Below are 20,065 nucleotides of genomic sequence, written 5' to 3'. Positions count from 1 at the left end.
TCCGGACATGCCGTCCTCCGATCTCCCGGGGCCGGCCGATCCGGCCCTCAGGGTATCGGGTTCCCACATTCATCCGCACATGTGCGGATGAATGTGGGAGGTGTTCGAATGAAGTCGATAATCAAGGAGCCACGGCAAGGCCGGCGACCGTCATGCCCGCCACGGGGCTGATGGTGTTGATGGTCTGGTTGGCAAACTGGAGCGCGGTGACGGCCGCCTCGGGATTGAGGCCCATGAGCTCGGTCAGGGGGCCCATAACGGGCATGGTGAGCGCCGCCAGGCCAGAACTCGAGGGAACCAGCAAAGAGAGCAGGCCAAGGACGATATACATAAACGTGGTGTAGACGGCGGCGGGTGCACCGGCAAGCGCAGTAGCGAGCGCCTGGAGGATGGTGTCGATGATCATGCCGCCCTCGGCGATGACCAGAATACCGCGAGCGATACCGATAACGATGGCAGCGTACGCAAAGTCGGCAAGACCCTTAACGAACTCCTCTGCGATCGTCTGCTGGTCAAGACCGCCCAGGATACCGGCAAGCAAGCCCATGCCAAGGAACACGGCGGAAATCTCATTCATGTACCAGCCCTGGGTAACAAGACCCCAGACGATAATGCCCATACCGCAAGCAAAATCGATAAGCACGAGCTTCTGACGGATAGTGAACTCTTCCTCGATGGAGGCATCGGTCACGGAAAACTCAATACGCTTGAGCTTATCGTCCTCGTACACAATGGACGACTCGGGATTTTTCTTGACGCGCATGGCGTAGCGCATGGCCCATGCGATACCGACGGCAGTGAAGATGACCCAAGAAACGGCGCGCAGCCACAGTTGCGGATTACCCTCGATGCCAATGATGCCTTGGGCGATCAAAACATTAAACGGGTCGATGGTCGAAGCACAATATCCCAAGTTAGGACCAAGGAAGCAGATGATGAATGCCGTCATCGAGTCATAACCGATACCCATCATGATGGGAATGAAGATGGCATAGAACGGCAGGGCTTCCTCAGACATACCAAACGTAGTGCCGCAAATGGACAGCAACGTCATCGTGATGGGAATGATGAGGATGTCCTTGTTCTTGAGCTTTTTAATCACACGGCTCATGCCGGCATTCAAAGCGTTGGTCTTGGTGATGATTGCGAACGATCCGCCAATCAATAAGACGAACGCAACGACGTCGGCAGCCTCTTGGATACCCTTGGTGGGCGCTTGCAGGACCGCGAAGATATTCTGGCCCAGATTGATGGTCTCGCCGGTCTCGGAATCGGTGTAGTTCTTATCGACCTGTTCATAGGTTCCAGCAACGGCGACTTCACGCTCGCCCGCCGCCGTCGAAATCGTCTTGCGCTGATACTGACCAGAGGGAACGATCCAAGTCAGGACCGCAAAGACAACGATCAGCAAGAACATGATCGTATAGACATGCGGTAATTTGAACTTAAAACGTCTGTTTGTCTTCTTCGCCTTCGTATCTGACATAGATACCTCCAAAGAACTCGAGACTGCATCGCATCTCGCTTCAACGTTTGCGCAAGGCAAACGTTCTATGACGTTCCATAGATTACCAGCAGCTTTTCTTGTCATCAAGATAATTTCAAACTGATTGCCGCGATGCGGTTGAACGGTTGCGTTCGCGCCGTGAACGGTATGGAAACGCCCGGTGAGATGATCCACCGGGCGTTTCCATTCGCAATGTCCTAGATGTCAAAAACGTAGCGAGACCCAACGATCCGCTGACGACCGATGATAAACGGCCGCCGCTGCTCATCGAAAAAGAAGGCTTCCATATAAAACAAGGGTTCGCCAACGGGAACTGCCAACAGCCGAGCGACCTCGGGCGACGCGCACGCGATCTCGAGTGTGCACGGGTCGGTAAACGCGGGCGTACGGCCCGTCCGGTTACGCACGAACTCAAAAATAGATTGGTTAGATAGAGGTGCCGTTGATAGATAAGCGTTGTCCTCATAAACGTATATGTTGTTCTCGAGCATGACGGGGACTCCATCGGCAGTACGCACACGCTCAACGCATATCAAGTCAGTTCCGACGGGAACACCAAAGAACTGCGCTTCGGTGGAATCCGCCGGCAGTATCTTTCTCGAAATGACGCACGCCCCCGGCTCCATTCCGTTAACGCGGCATGCGTCAGAAAAACTCTGGACGTCATCCTTCTGGCGAATCTTGCGCTTAAGCTTGGGGGCATTGACAAACGTGCCTTTCCCCTGTCGCTTCGTTAGATAGCCCTGCTGGACGAGCTCCTCAATAGCGCGTCGCACGGTAACGCGGCCAACTTTATAGTTCTCAGCCAATTCGAATTCGTTGGGTATCCGCGCGCCCGCCTTGTAGGCACCGGAATTAATTTCGTTTTTAATGATATCGATAACCTGTTGGTACAGCGGTATCGCTGCTTTACCGTCAGTTAGCCCTTCAGTCGGTGGCATATACCCTCTCCCAGCACAATTAAGTCTAAAGCGGGCCCAAGGGCATTCAGCAAGCCCTTAAGCCCGCATTAGCATTAAGTATGCTTGCTGCCGCACTAAAATGTCGGGTATTTACTCATCTGACCCGAAAAACGCGCAACTACCGCGCTCCTAAGAAAGCGTGAGCAGCTCTGGCAGCTGGTCGATAATCTTGTCCGCGGCATCCTGGCTAAAGCCAAAGCGTTCCTCGCGCTTGGCAATGACTGTCAGACCGGCTCGCTTGCCGGCAGTGATGCCAGGCACCGAGTCCTCAACGCAGCAGCAGCGATTCGCGGGCAGCCCCAGCAGATCCAGCGCATGCAGGTAGATGTCGGGCTCGGGCTTGCTCTCCTTAAACTGCTCGCCGCTCACCACATACTCAAAGGCATCCGACAGCCCGCATGCGTTGAGCACTTCCTCGATGCTAACCATGGGAGACGAGCTGGCAAGCGCCACGCGAACGCCACGGCGCGGCAGCTCTCGAATCGTATCCACGGCGCCTGGGTTAATCAAAGCCTGATAGTCGCGCGGACGTTTATGCGCCCACTCGTCCCAACGGGCCAACGCTTCCTCGCCAGTGAAATGCCCCTTACCGGCGCGCTCAAACCAATCGACCAGCATATGCAGGAAGAACTGATGGGAGGTACCGACCTGTCCATTCAACTCCTCTTGAGTCAGATTAAGCCCCAGCTCCTTGGCAAACGCGGCAGTCTCGCCCAAGTAGTAATACTCGGTATCGACAATGACGCCGTCCATGTCAAAGATAACGGCGTCGAACGGAAATGCGGACACGGCACCCTCCCTAACAAAAGGACGCCCACGAGCAGGCGCCCGAATCATGCATTAATCGGCGATTCTAGCCCAGCAGCTTATCCAGCGCCACCGCAATACCATCTTCGTTGTTATTGGCGGTCACCATCTGGGCCACAGCCTTAACCTCATCGACGGCGTTGCCCATGGCTACACCCGTGCCGGCCCACTCAATCATGGACTTGTCGTTCTGGCCGTCGCCAAACGATACGACATCGCTGGCATCGATGCCGAGCTTGGGCAGGGCACCCTCGAGCGCACGGGCCTTGTCGATACCGGGCGCCGTGTACTCAAAGTACCAGTCGGCCGTAAACATGCCCGAAAGCGTCTGCTTAAAGGGCGCATACATCTCCTCGTAATGCGCCTGCAGGTAGGCCGGATCGCCCGCCGTCAGCAGCTTGTCCACGGGATAAGCGTCCACAACCTCATGCAAGCTCTCGACCTCGCGAATCTTAAGATCGCACGCATCGCGCTCATACTTGACGATATTCTTCTGCGAGTCGTCAGGCAGCGTGATCATGCAATGGTACGAATCCTCGACGTGCAGATTACGACCGAGCGAAATCATAGGGATCACGTCAAAATTACGCAGGTGATCAATCAGGCGATGCAGCTCGTCAGCCGGCATGGCCTGGTCAAAAAGGACCTCATCGGTCTGAGCGTCGACCACATGCGCGCCATTAAAGGCAACTAGAAGACCGTCATGGTTTTGAAGGTCGAGCTCCTGCGCCAAGGCGTGCAGCCCCCATGCGGGACGACCCGAAGCCAAGATGAGCTTAATTCCCGACTCCTGCGCCGCGAGCAGCTTCTCGCGCGTACGCGGGCTGATGACCTTTTGGTCGTTGGTGAGCGTACCGTCGATATCCATTGCGATGGCTTTGATTGCCATATATGCCTCCCTGTCATTGAGTAACCTTGTCTGAGCCATCATACAGAACACCCACGGCGGCTCTGTCTGCAACGGGTAAAAAGTCATATTGTCCCGAACATGAACGGGACGCCATCTCGGGGCTCAATCGTTCCAGCCAAACGCTGAGCCACCACATACATAGCTGGCGACACCAAGCGCGACCGTTCCACGAACCTCGTTTCACCCCGTAGAAAAAAATTTCAAAATTAGTCTTGTCAAATCAGCAAAACGAACGTACTTTAAAGATGACCGCTCCGGTGGTCATCGTTTGATCGAGCATATTCAGTTTCAGTTTTCAGCGTGTAAGAGAAGGAAGATCGGCAAAGTACAACCCCAAACGCAATGACAACTTAATGAGGTAACTGCCACATGTGAGGCACCCAGGGCATTGCTGTCTCGATTTTGAGCACGATGCCTTCCGCCTTGCATGGGCCGTTCCATCCCGCCCCTGCAGCAACTGCCTCACGGGCTCATTGAAAACCGCATAGCACCCCAACGTCAGCACATCACCCACGGCAAGCACATCACTCACGACAACCAACACATCAACAAACAGCACGAACATCAACCGATTGGAGAAGCTATGACAAACCACCACGCTGAAAACGGCGATAAGAAAAGCATTCTGGATGCCCGCATTGAGCGAGCGTATGCAAACGAATATGACGCCGCCTTTGCCGCCGCGACCATCAAGAACTACGCGTCGCTACCGCTCGCGACGATCTTGGCCGACCACCCTCAACTGCTGAAGCGCTGCACAAAGATCATGGGCGACCCCGACATTCGCAAGCTGACAGACCCCTATGCCCCAAAACGCGACAACGATTCGTACGTTCTTACCGTAGGCTGCCTAGCCCATATGCTTACGGCGCTCGACACGAAACTCAAACTCGAATGGGAACCCGACGAGCGTCATGAACTCGAAAGCAAGCGGAACACCCTGCGCACCGCAATGTTCCTTCCGTTGGACGGCCTCAAGCGCTGCAACGTCGAGCTCAATACACAGGCGCGGCAAAAGCCCGGGATCACGGGGCAGAAAACTCCAAGACCCCATGCGGCCATCGTCGACCGCAACCGATATAACCGCATGACCGCGCACTTTTCTGCCGAGGGAGCAGCCATAAGGACGCTGATCGACCTGCTGTGCCTCCTGAGCATCAACGAGCTATTTGAGGGCTATCTCGCCCTTGTTCCCGCGACGGCACCCAAGTCGGTAGCAAAGATCATCGAGACCTGCAGACGCCAGTTTGAGCGCCATCGCAATGGCAGCGAGATGAACGCCAGCATCGCGCAGTACTACGCGGCTCATTACAAAAATGACGGATGTGCCCCTGTCGAGCATCAGCTGCGGCTCGCCTACACCACGCCCGCCGCAACGCTCCATCGCTTTGGAGCCCTTGGCGCTTGCGAGCCGCACGAACAGGCAGCCTGCCCCACAACCGAGCTCGATCTCAGGCTCGGACGAACCCTGTAGCCCGCCAGCCCCTCCGCGGGCAACAATCCTATTCCACAACACAACCAACAGAAAGGAGTCCTCATGGACACCAATCATTCCCCCATCATCAGTCCCCTCACCATGCGTGAATCCGCCCGAGGTATCACGCTCACCAGCATTTACGATGAGATGCTCGCCCGTCGCGAGCTCTCCGTCATGGGAAACATCGAAACCCCGATGGCCCACGACCTATGCCAGCAGATCCGCCTGCTCGATGCCACCGACCCCAGCCGCCCCATCACCATATTTGTCGCCAGCGCCGGCGGAAGCGTGCGATCGGGCCTTGCGATCTATGACGCCATGCGCCTCGCATCGTGCCCCATCCGCACCGTCTGCCTGGAATTCGCCGCGTCCATGGGCGCCGTGATCTTTATGGGCGGCGACGATCGCCGTATGGCGCCCCATGCAGAGCTCATGATTCACGACCCGCTGATCCCCCAGGGGGCAGGCGGCTCGGCACTTGCGCTGCAGGAAACCAGCCGGCGTCTCATGCAGACCCGCAAGATCCTCACGCAAATCCTCTCGGACCGCAGCGGCCTCACGCCCAAGCGCATCCAGTCCCTCACTGCAAAAGACACCTACCTTTCGGCCGAGCGCGCCGTCGAGCTCGGCTTTGCCAACGAAATCCTCTCGGCCACCAAGGAGGTCGCCCATGTCTAACCTCGCCAGCCGCCTCGCCGCATCTGAGTCCGCATCGTCCACCATCCTTGCCAAGGATCGAACGCTTTCCTGCAACACCCGCCAAACGGGACTCAACAACAACGCACTTGTGATCGGCCCCTCGGGAGCCGGCAAGACCCGAAACGTCCTCAAGCCCAACCTGCTGCAAATGAACGCAAGCTACATCGTGCTCGACACCAAAGGCACGCTCTGTCGCGAAGTGGGACCCGTGCTGGCAGCCCACGGCTACCGCGTGCAATGTCTCAACTTCGCCGACCTCAACACCGTCCCGGCCCTTGCGCCCGGCATCGAGCGCTGCGGCTACAACCCCCTGAGGCACATTCGCCGCAAGGCGGACGGCAGGCCCAACCAGCAGGACATCCTCTCGGTGGCAAAGGCCATCTGCCCCATCGAGGACAACAACCAGCCTTTTTGGGATCATGCGGCGGCAAACCTGCTGTCGTGTCTTATCGCCTACGTCACCGAACAGCTACCCGCCGACGAGCAGACGATCAGCTCGGTCATCAAGCTGATCGAGCACCTGCAGGACGGTGCCACGGGTCGATTGTTTGACGATCTGATCACGACCGACCCCCAAAGCTATGCCCTCTCGCTATGGCGGCGCTACGCCATTACGCAAAATGCCGAGCGCATGCACGCGAGCATCGTCGGCATCCTTGCCGAAAAGGTCATGTGTCTGGGGTTCGACGGTGCGGCACAGCTCTATCGTGAGTGCCATCAGGTGGACTTCGCTTCCATGGGACACACCCCCTGCGCCCTGTTTGTAACCGTGAGCGATATTGACCGCAATCTCGATCCGCTGACCGGCCTCTTTATTTCGCAGGCGTTTATGGGCCTCATTCGCGAGGCCGATAGGCAGCCCGACGGCAGCCTGCCCGTGCCCGTGCGCTTTATGCTCGATGACTTCGCAAATCTGCAGATCCCCCAGATCGACAACGTGCTCTCGATTATCCGAAGCCGCAACATCTGGGCAACGCTGCTGCTGCAGTCGACCAACCAGCTCGATGCGCTCTATGGCGAGGCACGCGCACGCTCCATCATGGGCAACTGCGACACGCATCTGGTGCTGGCGTTCCAGGATCCCGAGAGTGCCCGGGTGTTTTCCGACCGCGCCGACGCGCTGCCCAGCACGCTCATGGCGACGCCAATCGATCGCTCGTGGCTCTTTGTACGCGGTCGCACTCCCGAACAGGTCGAGCGCTTTAGGCTCGAAGACCATCCGCTCTACGGGGAGCTGCCCGAGGCGCAGCGAGGCCATGCGGAGGCCGAGATCTAGGCGCAGGGTTCTCGCAGCGCGCGGCGCCCCGGCAATGTTCCACAAAGGCCGTGCGCCCCGGGACCACGGCAAAGCAAAGGGGCCCGCATCCGATAGGATACGGGCCCCTGGCTATAAGGCGCGATGCGTTAACAGCAGCGACTACTTGCGATGCGCGCGGTAGAACTCGATGAGCGCCTGGGTCGAAGCGTCCTGCTCGGCCTTGGCGGCGTCGTCGTGGAAGGCCGGGGTAATCTGCTTGGCAAGCTGCTTGCCCAGCTCGACGCCCCACTGGTCGTAGGAGTCGATGCCCCAGACCGTGCCCTCGACAAACGTGATGTGCTCGTACAGGGCGATGAGCTCGCCGAGCGCAAACGGGGTCAGCGTGTCGCCGAAGATCGAGGTCGTCGGGCGGTTGCCCTCAAAGCAACGGGCCGGGACGATCTGCTCGAGCGTGCCCTCGGCACGAACCTCGTCGGCCGTCTTGCCAAAGGCGAGCGCCTTGGTCTGGGCCAGGAAGTTGCCCAGGAACAGCTCGTGCACGTCCTGGCCGCTATCGGTCGCAGGGTTGGCGGTATTGGCGAAGGCGATGAAATCGGCCGGGACCACCACAGTGCCCTGGTGCAGCAGCTGGTAGAAGGCATGCTGGCCGTTGGTGCCGGGCTCGCCCCAGAAGATCTCACCGGTGTCGGAGGTCACGGCGCTGCCGTCCCAGCGGACATGCTTGCCGTTGGACTCCATGGTGAGCTGCTGCAGGTAGGCCGGGAAACGGTGCAGGTACTGGCAATACGGAAGCACGGCATGGCTCTTGGAACCGAAGAAGTTGACGTACCAGACGTTGAGCAGGCCCATCAGCGCGACGGCGTTGTTCTCGAGCGGCGTGTTGCAGAAGTACTCGTCGATGGCATGGAAGCCCTCAAGGAACTGCTGGAAGCGCTCGGGGCCGAGCACGACAATCAGCGACAGGCCCACGGCGGAGTCGACGGAGTAGCGGCCGCCGACCCAATTCCAGAAACCAAAAGCGTTAGCGGGGTCGATGCCGAAGGCCTCGACCTTCTCGAGTGCGGTGGAAACGGCGACGAAGTGCTTTGCCACGGCCTCGGCGTTCTGCTCATCGGAGCCATCGATGGCGCCCTGAGCCTTGAGCTGCTCGAGCATCCAGGTCTTGACCTCGCGGGCGTTGGTGAGGGTCTCGAGCGTGGTGAAGGTCTTGGAGACGATGATCACGAGCGTGGTCTCGGGATCCAGACCCTTGAGCTTCTCGGCCTGGTCGTTGGGATCGATGTTGGAGATATAGCGGCAGTCGATACCGGCGTCGGCGTAGGGACGCAGGGCCTCGTAGGCCATGACCGGGCCCAGGTCGGAGCCACCGATGCCGATGGACACCAGGTGCTCGATCTTTTTGCCGGTAACACCCTTCCACTCACCGGAGCGCACGCGCTCGGCGAAGGCATACATGCGGTCGAGGACCTCGTGCACGTCGGCGACGACATCCTGGCCGTCAACGATGAGCTGGCCCTTCTCGCTTGCCGGGCGGCGCAGCGCGGTGTGCAGGACGGCGCGGTCCTCGGTGGTGTTGATGTGCTCGCCGGAGAACATGGCGTCGCGGCGCTCCTCGAGCTTCACCTCGCGGGCAAGATCGCACAGCAGCTTGACGGTCTCATCGGTCACAAGGTTCTTGGACAGATCGAGGTGCAGGTCACCAGCGTCAAAGCTCAGCTTGTTCACGCGCTCGGCATCGGCGGCGAACCAGGCCTTGAGGTCGATACCTTCGGCCTCGAGCTTCTCCTGATGAGCCTCGAGCGCCTTCCAAGCGGCAGTCGACGTAGCATCGATAGGTGCGGCAACAGTTGCCATAAAGTCCTCCTCAGCATACGGGCGCACGTCTCCATGCGCCCGGACATTCAGATGCCACTATTCTAGCGCAGGTCAAGACTACAATCAGCGAGCGTTGCCAATCCGCCCTCAAACGGCGACCGACCAAAAAGGGACAGGTTAATTTTGGCAGGTCAAACGCTTTACCTACCAAAATTAACCTGTCCCTTTATGGCAGATATTAGGCCACGGCACACACGCTGCCGAGCAGCTCGCGCAGAGGAGACTCAATGCCCTCAAGCAGTTCGGGCGCGATGATGGCAAAAACGGGGACCTCGCCGGCGCCAACGGCCTCGGGCACTTTGCCCTCCGAGACAATGCAACCGTAGGGAACGAAACCGTCGTCGCCGGTATCGAGCACGGCCATGCGACGCGCGAGTTCGCGCGCAAAGCCGGCAGTATCGGCATCGCCGATCGCTAGGACAAAGTCAACGCCTTCGTCGGTCGCCAGGGCCACGGCCTCGTCGATCAGCTCGTCTCCCTCGTCGCCCTCAACCGAGCCGCAGCGAAAAAGCACGCGCTCGAGCAGAGCTCGATCAAGCGAGCCGAGTGCCGCCGAGACGAGATCATCACGCGTATGTTTGTCGCCTCCCAGCACGACCAGTGCCTTGGTGCCGCCATAGTGGGCAACCAATCGCCCGCACCAGCGAGCCACATCCCCATCCGCAACCAAGCGCGTCGGCATCCCAAACCCATAGTTGACCATTATCCCCACAACCCTTCCGTGCTTTATGGTGGTATCAATCGTTATGCCCATGCTACGAAGGGAGCTTTTCCGAGCTGTTTCGCGCTCTTTAGAGCTGCGTTAAAAACCCGATGCAACCACACGACCATATCTGCCAAAAAGGGTCAGGCTTTGACGATGTCCGCGCAAGTGGGTATTATCGAACAGATATTCGATAAGAACATGTGTTTGATGGGAGGACGCGTGGGGCTCGAGCGTCACACCTATATCTGCATAGACCTTAAGACGTTTTACGCCAGCGTCGAGTGCGTCGACCGCGGACTCGACCCACTCACTACATGCCTGGTCGTTGCCGACGAATCGCGCGGACGCACGACCATCTGCCTCGCCATCACACAGGCCATGAAGGACCTCGGGATACACAACCGCTGCCGTCTGTTCGAAATTCCCGACGGCATCGACTGCATCAAGGCCGTACCGCGCATGCAGCACTACATGGAAGTGTCGGCGCAAATCTACGGCATCTATCTGGAATACGTAAGTCCGCAAGACGTGCACGTCTACTCCATCGATGAGTGCTTTATCGACGTGACACCCTATCTGGACCTCTATCACACCGATGCGGAAGGCTTCGCCTGTACGCTGCGCGACGAGGTCTTGGGACGCACGGGCATCACGGCAACGGTCGGAATCGGCCCCAACCTATTTCAGGCCAAGGTGGCGCTCGACATCACCGCCAAGCACGTAGCCAGCCGCATTGGCGTACTCGACGACGAAACCTTTCGCAAAGAGATCTGGCCCCACCGCCCCATCACCGATATCTGGGGCATCGGCCCCGGCGTGGCAGCCCGCCTCGAAAAATACGGCGTCTATGATCTGATGGGCGTCGCAGCGCTCGACGAGAACCTGCTGTACGATGAGCTCGGCGTCAATGCCGAATATCTCATCGACCACGCCTTCGGGCGCGAGCCAACAACTATCGCCGATATCCAAGCTTATCGCCCGCAAGCGACCTCGACCACCACGGGGCAGGTGCTCTCGAAGGGCTATGCCTACGAGCAGGCCTACACCGTCTTGCGCGAAATGGTCGATGCCGCCGTGCTGGATTTGATTGACAAGCACGTGGTGTGCGACAGCATCTCGCTCTTTGTGGGCTATGCAAACGAGCGTGCCGACATACGCCGGCTCAACGCCAGCGGCACGGCGCAGTATATAGACGGCTGCGGACACCTGCGCTCGAGCACCTCGAGCATCGAGCCCGCAGCGACCGACGGCCCCGAGCTCGCGCCCCGCGCGCCCAGGCCCGTCCAGCGCGACGACGAACGCCGACGTTTGGTGCGAGAGGCACAGGCGATTGACGGCATCTTTGTGGGAGAGCATGGCGGCAAACCGCGCGGTGGCTATGCCGCACTCTTCGCGCACTCTAACGCCTCGCGAAAGCTGCCCGAGCGCACTAATTCGTTTAAGAAGATCATGGGCTATTTCGATGAGCTCTGGGCGCAAACTGTCGACCCCAAACGACCGGTCAAGCGCATCAACCTGGGCTTTGGCAATCTGGTACCCGAAGAATTTGCCACCATCGATCTGTTTAGCGACGTCGAGGCCGATGAGCGCGAGCGTGACCTGGCACGCGCCGTGCTGGCCGTGAAAGGCAAGTACGGCAAGAACGCCCTGGTCAAGGGATTGAGCTTTACCGCCGGCGCCACTGCACGCGAACGCAACGATCAGGTAGGAGGACATCGTGCCTAAACCCAAGCAACCCATGCGCCCGCCCACCGCATTTGAGCGATTGGCGGACCCCAAGGGAAGACGTCGCTCCGCCGACCCTAAACTCACCGCCAACGGCGCCGTTCGCGCCGGCCGTGCCGCACAGTTTATGCCCTTTGCCGCCCTCACGGGATACTACGAGCTCGTGCGCAAGCAAGAGATCACCGTCGAACCAAAATGTGAGTTAACGGAAGAGAAAGCCCTCGAGCTTTCGCATAAGCTCGAGGGCCTCAAACGTGGCGACCTGGTCCGCGTCACCTATTACGATACGTACGGCTATCGCGCTCGCACGGGCATCCTTGACGAAGTGCTCCCCGCCTTCAAACTGCTCCAGCTCAAGGATATCGCCATCGACTTCGACGACATCCAGGACATTGAGCTACGCGGACGAGCCTAGGCAAGGATGCGCATCCAAGGCAAGGCCTACAGCGTCATGACGTAGTAGCCCGCATCTCTCACGGCCGTCTCAAGGACACCACGATCAACCGGCTGCTTAGAGCGCACGCGCGCCGTGTGGTCCGCATACGTCACCGTTGCCCACACGCCATCCAGCGCATTCAGTGCATTGGCCACGTTCTGAGCACAGCCGTCGCAACTCATGCCGCCGATGAGCAGCTCATCGCTATAGGGATAGTGTGACGCATCGGTATCCACCACAACAACCTTTTTGGCCTTCTTGCCGCTCGCACCATCGCTGCAGCAACTCTTCCCGTGTGTCGAAGCGACAATGCGACGCAGTCCAAAAAACATGCCGACGGCAATGACGGCCAGCACGATGAGATTCGCAGGGTTGAGCACGTCGTCCATGCGATCCCCTTTCTCCAAACTCTTATACCTATACCCCCATGGGGTGTTCCCATCTTACTCCAAACTCGTGTCGGTTCGGTCAATTAGTTTCCCGCTTCAAACTTTTTTGTTGACCTTGGCTTACTTTCGTGTATAAGTTTTCCTAGGCTAACAACTGAGGACCCGAAAGGAGCATCGTGACTCGAACCATTGACATCCCAACATACCAAACGGCTGTCGTGCGCAACTGCTCCCCTACGCTCGCAGGTATCAAGCCGGCTTCGCTCTTTACCTATCCCGGCGTTTACGCCAACCAAGGCGGAAAACCCGGCGCCGCCCATATCGAAGAGCGACGCTCTCGCCTGCTCGCGGTCATTGCCCAATGCAACCGCGAGCTCCAGCCACTCGGGATCCATATGAGCGTTTTGGTCTGGCGCCCCTGCGGAGCGCTCATCTATGTGTACCGCCCTGCGGACCTCATGCGATACCTCTCCGACCCCCGCGCCACGACGGCGCTTACCGCCGAAGGTTACGATGTCCACAACCTGCCCGCATCCCTGGTGCATCTCGCCGCGCGCATCACGCTGGCAAGCAGCAATGCCGCAGAAAGCGCCTATGACAGCAGCGTCTGCGCACTCGCGCGAAATAGGCACTGCGATACGGGGTGCATGTGCGAGTTCCCCCACGAAATTGGCTATTTTTTGGGCTATCCCTACGAAGATGTCCATCAGTTTATCGTCCAGCACGGCGAAAACTATAAAGTCTTTGGCGCATGGAAGGTATACACAAACGTTGAGCAGGCGCTCACGACCTTCGATTCCTATCGCGCATGCACGCAATACCTTACCTACATCTATCAACAGGGCTGCACCCTGGGACAACTTGTCCAGGCAACCCGATAGAGCATACAAAACGCGGCCGCACGCCGCACAACCGAAAGGAAAACATATGAGCAAGATCGCAGTCGTCTACTGGAGCGGCACGGGCAATACCGAGGCTATGGCAAACCTCGTCGCCGAAGGCGCCACGTCCGCTGGAGCCGAGACTGAGGTCATCCCCTGCGCCGACTTCTCTGCCGACAAGGCCGCCGAATATGATGACTTCGCCTTCGGCTGCCCCGCCATGGGCTCCGAGGAGCTTGAGTATGACGAGTTCCAGCCTATGTGGGACGAGGTCAAGGAGATTCTCGGCGACAAGAAGGTCGTCCTCTTTGGCTCCTATTCGTGGGCCGAGGGCGAGTGGATGGACAGCTGGAAGGCCGACGCCGACGAGGCCGGCGTCAACGTCGTCGATTCCGTCATTTGCTACGATGCGCCCGACGATGAGGGCGAGGCGGCCTGCAAGGCTCTGGGAGCGGAGCTGGCATAAACCACCCATTGACACGACAGATGCAACGCAAACGGGCTCCGGGTCGTCTTAACCCGGAGCCCGTTCATCTATAAAGCCACGACACGAACGCCACAACTCATCCGCGTATCAAACGACGGACGTTACAGGCATCGGGTCGCTATGCGTTCTTACGGGAGCGCACACACCACGCACCAATAGCCGCAAGGCACACGATGCCGACCACAACACCGGTAACAGCGACCGGATTAACGCCGCCTCGCCCATCCAAAGCACCCTTGCGTGATGCGGCAGCAGCGGACGTCGCTTTCGAACCGGAAGACTCGTCGGAGCCGGACTTCTTATCGGACTCGCCCTTGTTGGCATCCACATTCTGCGACATCTCCGACTTCGAGCCATCCTGCGAAGCAACAACTGCCTGCATTCCAGAACCGCCCTGCTTATCGCCGGAGCCATCGCCCCTCTGCGAACCGGTCGGCATGACCGCGGGCGTCGGATTCTTCGTCGGGACCGTAGGAACGGGTACCTCGGGCGTCACGGGTTTTTTCGGGCCGCCCGGTTCGACGACACCGGCTTTTACGCCACCGATCTTGGACCAGCTCACACCGGACCCTGCGGACTTATAGGCCGAAAGGGCTCGTAAGGCCTGTACCGTCGCAAGCGCGTTGGCATTGTCGGGTTTACCGTCCGACCCCATGGTATGAGCATATCCCTTGCCTTCGGCAACCTCATAAGAGGCAATCGCGGTAATCAGGCTATTCGCACCCGCCGCAAAACCGTTCTTGGCATTTACGGGATCCTTGCCAAGCGCCACAAGAGCAAGCAGCACCTGGGCATTCGACTCAACAGACCCAAAATCGCAAAGGCCGTTCATCTGACCCCTAAGGAAGCCGAGCGCATTGTCGACAGCAGATGCAACAGAAGATTGGCCATTCGAGGCCAGGGCGACGGAGCACGCGTCATTATCGACATAGGGCGCAAGCGCCTGAAGTGCCATGGCGGTCATATCGACGTTGCTCGCACCACCCGCATCGATGGTGAAACCGCCGTCGGGATTCTGGAACGAAAGCAGCGCGCAAACAAGCTGAGCACGCGTCCATGAAGAGCCGGACGCACGCAACACTTCATTCGAAATACCCGCCTCGTCAAGGGCAATCAGCGCATAGACCACGTTGTTCGCCGAAGCCACAAGATCTTCGTGAGAGCAAATGTCGGCAATGAGATTCACGCCATCGAAAGAGGTGATATCCTCACCAAGTGCAGCCAGCGTAAGCGCAACGCGCTCGCAATCAGTTACCTTGGCCGTGTCACCGGCCCACTCGGCCTTATGGAGGGCAAGAGACTTCTTGTAGTTCGCGATAAGCGCACCGTCGATCTTGCGTCCCGACTTTGCAAAGGCGTAGATTTCCCATTCCTGACCATACGCGTACGCATCGGTCGTGCGGTTGGCATCAAAGTACTTGGCAGCGGAGAGGGCACCCTCATCTGCCTTCGCCTCGTTATCCGGCGACGCGGCGATACCATCAACCGCAATCTCAAAGGAGATGGCCTGGGCACCGGCAGTCTGATCGATCGGCGTACCGGTCACCGTATAGGTACCGGCCTTGTTCGCCGTCAGGACATAGGCGCCGCTCGCCACAAACAAGCCGTCGTCAGGAGCACCGTCAACGTGCTTCCAATCACCAAGAGCGCGTCGGTCGATACTCACGGCATCCGAGGCATCCCGACCTTCCTCGGTCGCCACACTCCATTTCATACCGGGTTCGGAAACACTCCAGCCCTCGGCATCGTTCTCACCCGTATAGCCCAGGTTGAGTTCGACGGTCTTACCGGCCTTAACGGACGCGGGGACATTCGTGATTGTCACCAACTTCAGTGGGTTCCGGTAGGCGTAGGCAACCTCTCGCTTACCCGAGGAGATGACGCTGCCGTCCTGGTTTTCGACCGTCGCCTCAAACGTCGTCTTACCGGCCTTATACGGCGTAAAGCCAATCTCGCCACTCGTAGTGTACTCGGCAACCGCAGAATCACTCGAGGTGACCGTGTAGCATGCGCGATCGCTCGCGTTTTCGGGCCCCACAACCGGCGCAGCCTTATCGGTCAGGAAGGCGCCTTTGGCAAGCGGATTGCGACCGTGCAGATAGACAGTCTCGCGGTCCTCGTTATAGCCAAGCGAAATACTCGTCGCCGGCACATAGGCCGAGCTGACCTTTACGCCCTTATCGGAAAGGTCGACGTTCGTTCGCGAGGAGACCTGAATCGCTGCCTCGCCCGCCTGCTTAAAGTAGAAACATGCCGATCCGGGATTGGAATAGAGCACGTTCGAAGGCGTGCCCGCAAAACGAAAGCGCGTATAGGAGACAGGGACGTACTCACTCTCGGGGGCATCGGTGTAATGGACACGAATCTCGAGGTTCTTGACCTCGGAACCCGTAACCGCAATAGCGCCGCCCGTCACGTTTTCGCCGTTGTACCAAATCTGAAAATCATCAATAGGCTTAGAGGTCGCCTTCACCACAAGGGTCGCGATGTCTTCAGTGGTGCCATCATCCCTATGGAGCGTGGCGGTTACCGTGCCCACGGCATCGTTGCATACGTGCAGCAGGCCCGTTTTCTCGTTAACGGCGATATCGCCTCTGTTGGCGTCCGGGGTGCCCCAGGTCACCTTGGCGTCCTTGGGCAAACCCTTGAGCTCAAGCGTGCCCGAGACACAGGCAGCACCGTTCTCACCCACCACGACGTCGTCGGGGGACGGGTAAAGTATGCCATCGGCGGCAGTCACGGTCTTGCCGGTGCGGGCAGATGTAAACGTTACCTCGTACTTATTATTTGCGGCAGGATTCTCGGGCGATTTGTAGTCATGGTCCTCGCCAAAATACGGCAAGCCATCGGCTCCCATGCCCCACACGCTGCCGTTTTCGCCACGGTTGACGTTAAGATTTTCGACAAAGGCCGCCGTCTTCATGTCGTCGACATCAACAGCATAGGAGTTGAGAAGCGCCTTCGCGGGGAACTGGGCCTTATTGGTAAGGCCCTCCTGCCAGTACGTGTTGATGAGCTGGCCTGCGCTATAACTCGAAAAGAGCACGCCGCCGGTAGCCGTAGCGGTTGACACACAGTTAGAGACCACGCCGCCTTCGAGCGTGCGACCAAAGCCCACAACGCCCTTGCCCGTAACGGACGTAGAGCAGTTGATAACGGCGCCCTTAATCTGGCTCCCGAGCGGACCGAACGATTTGCCGTCGACCGCCTGCTTAAGTTCACCGACGAATGAGACATTTTGGACAACACCGGTAGAGCCGACACTCGCGAACAGCGACTTAACGCCACCGCCGTTGTTAAAGGTAACGGTATGGCCCTGACCGTCAAACGTGCAGTTGAGCTCACCCGAAGGACCGAAGAACCATTCGTCATCAATCAGGATATCGTTATCAAGCACATAGTAGTTGCTCGCATCCTTGACGTTCATATACATGAAGTCATCCTGCGACGAGATGTGCTTGACGTTTTCGGGCTGGGCGACGGGGGCCGTCGACTTCTTCTTCTCGAGGGCGTCCTTAGCCGAATTGAGCGTCTTGACCGCCGCATTTACATCGGACTGAGATGCATCGTCGTTATCGTTGACGATTTTGGCGTCAGCAAGAGCAGCGGCAAAGGCGGACCAGGAATCCGTTGTGTAGTCTGACTCATTGAGCGCCTCGGCGGCCGTGATAGCCGCGACGAGCGCGTCCTTATTGACAACGACGGGGGCAGAGCCGCTCACAAGCAAGGGCAGGCCACCGTTGGACACCCAGGAAAAGCCAGTCGACGGCACATCGGTATTGAGCACGGCGAGCGATTCAGCAGAAGAGAGGTCGGCGGCTTTAGCCGCGTTTCCCTTGTTAAAGCCGGGCCAGTTAATCTCGGCAGGCGAATAACCTACGGTATAGAGGCAGTTCAACAGCGATCCGGCCTGAGCCTCACCGACCAAGCCACCGTTCATCTCAACGCCTGAGCCGGCAAAATAGGAATTGACGATCTTTCCGGACGTCATACCGCCAACCAGGCCACCGGCATAGCCCTCCCAGCCGCTAAGGTTCACGCTCGCCGTGGACCAGCACATCTGGATGGTGCCAGAAAGTTTCATGGCAATGGAGCCCACATTGTCGGTGCTCGAGACCGAGCCTGTCACGCCCAGGTTCTGAATCGAGCCGGTCACATTATTCGCAACGGCCTTGCCGTTAATGGTGACCGTATGGCCCTGGCCATCCAGGGTGCCGTCAACGGTCTCGATCTGCTGGTCAGTGCCCATCGAAATATTCGCGCCGAGCTTTACGATCGCACCCGCCTCAATGGTCTCAGGCATATCGGCCGCATCGTTGACGACCACTGTCTCGCCCGAGTGCACTACCTTGGCGAGAGAACCTGCTTCTTCGACCTGCGCAGCCGGCACCGTTTCCTCGGACGCAATAGACCGCACGGCAACACCGGAGCTTTCCTGCTCCTGTGTGCTGCCGCCATCTGCCATGCCAGTTTCAGCGTCGACAGAAGGCTCAGCTTCATCAGGCCTGCCCTGCCCAGCATCGCCCGCCGCGGTGACCTGATCGGCCGCCGCGGCTACGCCCGTGCTCACCTCCTCGGCAAACGCGGTCATTCCCGTGCTCGAACTGGCAAAGATAAACGCCATGAGCACGACGAGGAATTTCCTCGTACCTGTTCGGATGTTGTTGAGCATCCTTTCCCCCTTGGTCTGGAAGATCACTACCCCAATAAGAATCGAGGCCGACCATGTAAAGGGAAACGGGACACAGCGAAACGCCCGCACCTGACAGCATGCGGCAATGCCCCCGCATCGCATACGGGATGCTTGGAGCAAATATGATGTCATCTTCTGCTCACCGGAATCCAGCGGCTCCCAAAAGACCCTCGACACGAGAAGACCATGGGCAAGTAATCTGACTCGCGGGACAGCCCCGCACACAGTAACCGCCTTGTCTGGGATTCCCACCCAGTTCCCTTTTATGCGCCAAGCGCACCCATGGTCCGGCTTCTTTTCAAACAGCATGTAATTGTATGGAAGACCAAGCAACGAGCATCCGCCGATATCACGCACACATAATTCACCGAAAATGTGGTTGAAAATCCGCCAGGGCAACGACGAGACCTTTATCCGAAATGCAAAACGGGGCCGCAGCATCATTGCCACGACCCCGCCTGTTCAAGCAAACTCTCATTCCGAGACGCTGCTGATCATCTACGAGATGTTGCCCAAAAACGCCTTGGTGCGCTCGCTCTTGGGATGGTCGAAGACCTCGCTCGGCGTGCCCTCTTCCACAATAACGCCGCCATCCATAAAGACCACGCGGTCGGCGACATCGCGGGCAAAGCCCATCTCGTGCGTCACCACGATCATGGTCATACCGTCACGTGCGAGATCGCGCATGACGCCAAGAACGTCGCGGACAAGCTCGGGGTCAAGCGCTGACGTGGCCTCGTCAAAGAGCATCACGTGCGGATTCATCGACAGGGCCCGGGCGATGGCCACGCGCTGCTGCTGACCGCCCGAAAGTTGACTCGGCATAAAATCGATGCGCTCGGCCAGACCGACCTTGGTGAGCTCCTCGACGGCGATCTTCTCGGCCTCTTCCTTGCTGCGCTTGAGCACCTTTTGCTGCGCAAGCATGACGTTCTTTTTGACCGACAGATGCGGAAACAGGTTGAACTGCTGAAACACCATGCCCAAGTGCGTACGCACCTTATTGAGGTCAACGCCCTTGGCGCACACATCCACGCCCTCGACGACAATCGAGCCACTCGTGGGCTCCTCGAGACGGTTAATGCAACGAAGCATCGTCGATTTGCCCGAGCCCGAGGGGCCCAGAACCACAACGACCTCACCCTTGTGCACATCCAGATCGATGTCGCGCAGGACCACGTTATCGCCAAAGGCCTTCTGGAGATTCTTGATGCTGACGACGACCTCGTTCGAGTTATTGGTTTCGCTCATAA

Annotated in this window: 16 protein-coding genes and 1 riboswitch; of the genes, 7 read left to right on the top strand and 9 right to left on the bottom strand. The window is 58.5% G+C overall.

What is annotated here, in order from left to right; all coding sequences use genetic code 11:
* Nucleotides 1-121: 121 nt before the first annotated feature.
* The 4 genes from AAAX73_RS08050 to AAAX73_RS08035 all read right to left on the bottom strand — a co-directional run bounded on the left by AAAX73_RS08050 (nucleotide 122) and on the right by AAAX73_RS08035 (nucleotide 4,165).
* Entirely contained in the window at nucleotides 122-1,486 is a 1,365-nt protein-coding gene (locus tag AAAX73_RS08050; protein WP_349125596.1) for a YfcC family protein, read from the bottom strand.
* Nucleotides 1,487-1,704: 218 nt separating this feature from the next.
* Nucleotides 1,705-2,448, bottom strand: coding sequence for a GntR family transcriptional regulator (locus AAAX73_RS08045; protein ID WP_006234364.1), 744 nt, complete (start codon nucleotides 2,446-2,448; stop codon nucleotides 1,705-1,707).
* A 150-nt stretch (nucleotides 2,449-2,598) separates the two neighbouring features.
* A complete protein-coding gene (locus tag AAAX73_RS08040) occupies nucleotides 2,599-3,258 on the bottom strand; it encodes an HAD family phosphatase (RefSeq protein ID WP_308196326.1) in 660 nt (219 codons plus the stop codon).
* Between the two features lie 64 nt (nucleotides 3,259-3,322).
* Nucleotides 3,323-4,165 carry a Cof-type HAD-IIB family hydrolase gene (locus AAAX73_RS08035; RefSeq protein ID WP_349125595.1) on the bottom strand — a complete coding sequence of 281 codons (843 nt, stop codon included), beginning with the start codon at nucleotides 4,163-4,165 and terminating at the stop codon, nucleotides 3,323-3,325.
* Between the two features lie 448 nt (nucleotides 4,166-4,613).
* Here AAAX73_RS08035 and AAAX73_RS08030 point away from each other — a divergent pair, with 448 nt between their 5' ends.
* The 3 genes from AAAX73_RS08030 (at nucleotide 4,614) to AAAX73_RS08020 (ending at nucleotide 7,638) form a co-directional block, all read left to right on the top strand.
* Nucleotides 4,614-5,660 carry a hypothetical protein gene (locus tag AAAX73_RS08030; RefSeq protein WP_147350681.1) on the top strand — a complete coding sequence of 349 codons (1,047 nt, stop codon included), beginning with the start codon at nucleotides 4,614-4,616 and terminating at the stop codon, nucleotides 5,658-5,660.
* A gap of 63 nt (nucleotides 5,661-5,723) precedes the next feature.
* A complete protein-coding gene (locus tag AAAX73_RS08025) occupies nucleotides 5,724-6,341 on the top strand; it encodes an ATP-dependent Clp protease proteolytic subunit (RefSeq protein WP_349125594.1) in 618 nt (205 codons plus the stop codon).
* On the top strand, nucleotides 6,334-7,638 hold the full coding sequence (locus tag AAAX73_RS08020; protein ID WP_117800388.1) for a VirD4-like conjugal transfer protein, CD1115 family: 1,305 nt from the start codon (nucleotides 6,334-6,336) through the stop codon (nucleotides 7,636-7,638). The genes AAAX73_RS08025 and AAAX73_RS08020 overlap by 8 nt, the downstream gene beginning before the upstream one ends.
* A gap of 141 nt (nucleotides 7,639-7,779) precedes the next feature.
* On the opposite strand, the gene pgi is transcribed toward AAAX73_RS08020, so the two are convergent.
* Nucleotides 7,780-9,474 (bottom strand): glucose-6-phosphate isomerase, encoded by a 1,695-nt coding sequence (gene pgi, locus AAAX73_RS08015; RefSeq protein ID WP_349125593.1) that lies wholly within the window; start codon nucleotides 9,472-9,474, stop codon nucleotides 7,780-7,782.
* A 199-nt stretch (nucleotides 9,475-9,673) separates the two neighbouring features.
* Nucleotides 9,674-10,177, bottom strand: coding sequence for an iron-containing alcohol dehydrogenase (locus AAAX73_RS08010; RefSeq protein ID WP_349125592.1), 504 nt, complete (start codon nucleotides 10,175-10,177; stop codon nucleotides 9,674-9,676).
* Between the two features lie 177 nt (nucleotides 10,178-10,354).
* Between AAAX73_RS08010 and AAAX73_RS08005 the strand changes: the two genes are divergently transcribed.
* Together AAAX73_RS08005 and AAAX73_RS08000 are read left to right on the top strand one after the other, a co-directional pair.
* Complete coding sequence (locus AAAX73_RS08005; RefSeq protein WP_349125591.1) at nucleotides 10,355-11,926, top strand: DNA repair protein; 1,572 nt, start codon at nucleotides 10,355-10,357, stop codon at nucleotides 11,924-11,926.
* Entirely contained in the window at nucleotides 11,919-12,341 is a 423-nt protein-coding gene (locus AAAX73_RS08000) for a hypothetical protein (RefSeq protein ID WP_349125590.1), read from the top strand. The genes AAAX73_RS08005 and AAAX73_RS08000 overlap by 8 nt, the downstream gene beginning before the upstream one ends.
* Nucleotides 12,342-12,367: 26 nt before the next feature.
* On the opposite strand, the gene AAAX73_RS07995 is transcribed toward AAAX73_RS08000, so the two are convergent.
* The gene (locus AAAX73_RS07995) at nucleotides 12,368-12,751 is read right to left on the bottom strand and encodes a heavy metal-associated domain-containing protein (protein ID WP_349125589.1); all 384 of its coding nucleotides are present in this window, start codon (nucleotides 12,749-12,751) and stop codon (nucleotides 12,368-12,370) included.
* Between the two features lie 176 nt (nucleotides 12,752-12,927).
* On the opposite strand from AAAX73_RS07995, the gene AAAX73_RS07990 reads away from it, so the two are divergent.
* Nucleotides 12,928-13,632 (top strand): DUF3793 family protein, encoded by a 705-nt coding sequence (locus AAAX73_RS07990; protein ID WP_158551283.1) that lies wholly within the window; start codon nucleotides 12,928-12,930, stop codon nucleotides 13,630-13,632.
* Between the two features lie 46 nt (nucleotides 13,633-13,678).
* The gene (locus tag AAAX73_RS07985; RefSeq protein ID WP_349125588.1) at nucleotides 13,679-14,098 is read left to right on the top strand and encodes a flavodoxin; all 420 of its coding nucleotides are present in this window, start codon (nucleotides 13,679-13,681) and stop codon (nucleotides 14,096-14,098) included.
* Between the two features lie 139 nt (nucleotides 14,099-14,237).
* Here AAAX73_RS07985 and AAAX73_RS07980 read toward each other — a convergent pair whose 3' ends face one another.
* Nucleotides 14,238-18,791 (bottom strand): prenyltransferase/squalene oxidase repeat-containing protein, encoded by a 4,554-nt coding sequence (locus AAAX73_RS07980; RefSeq protein WP_349125587.1) that lies wholly within the window; start codon nucleotides 18,789-18,791, stop codon nucleotides 14,238-14,240.
* A gap of 192 nt (nucleotides 18,792-18,983) precedes the next feature.
* Nucleotides 18,984-19,111, bottom strand: a riboswitch (cobalamin riboswitch).
* Between the two features lie 199 nt (nucleotides 19,112-19,310).
* On the bottom strand, nucleotides 19,311-20,063 hold the full coding sequence (locus tag AAAX73_RS07975) for an amino acid ABC transporter ATP-binding protein (protein ID WP_022094423.1): 753 nt from the start codon (nucleotides 20,061-20,063) through the stop codon (nucleotides 19,311-19,313).
* Nucleotides 20,064-20,065: the final 2 nt, after the last annotated feature.

It is taken from the genome of Collinsella sp. CLA-ER-H9, assembly GCF_040092295.1.
Taxonomy (GTDB): Bacteria; Actinomycetota; Coriobacteriia; order Coriobacteriales; family Coriobacteriaceae; genus Collinsella.
This window is presented reverse-complemented; position numbering and strand designations above follow the sequence as displayed.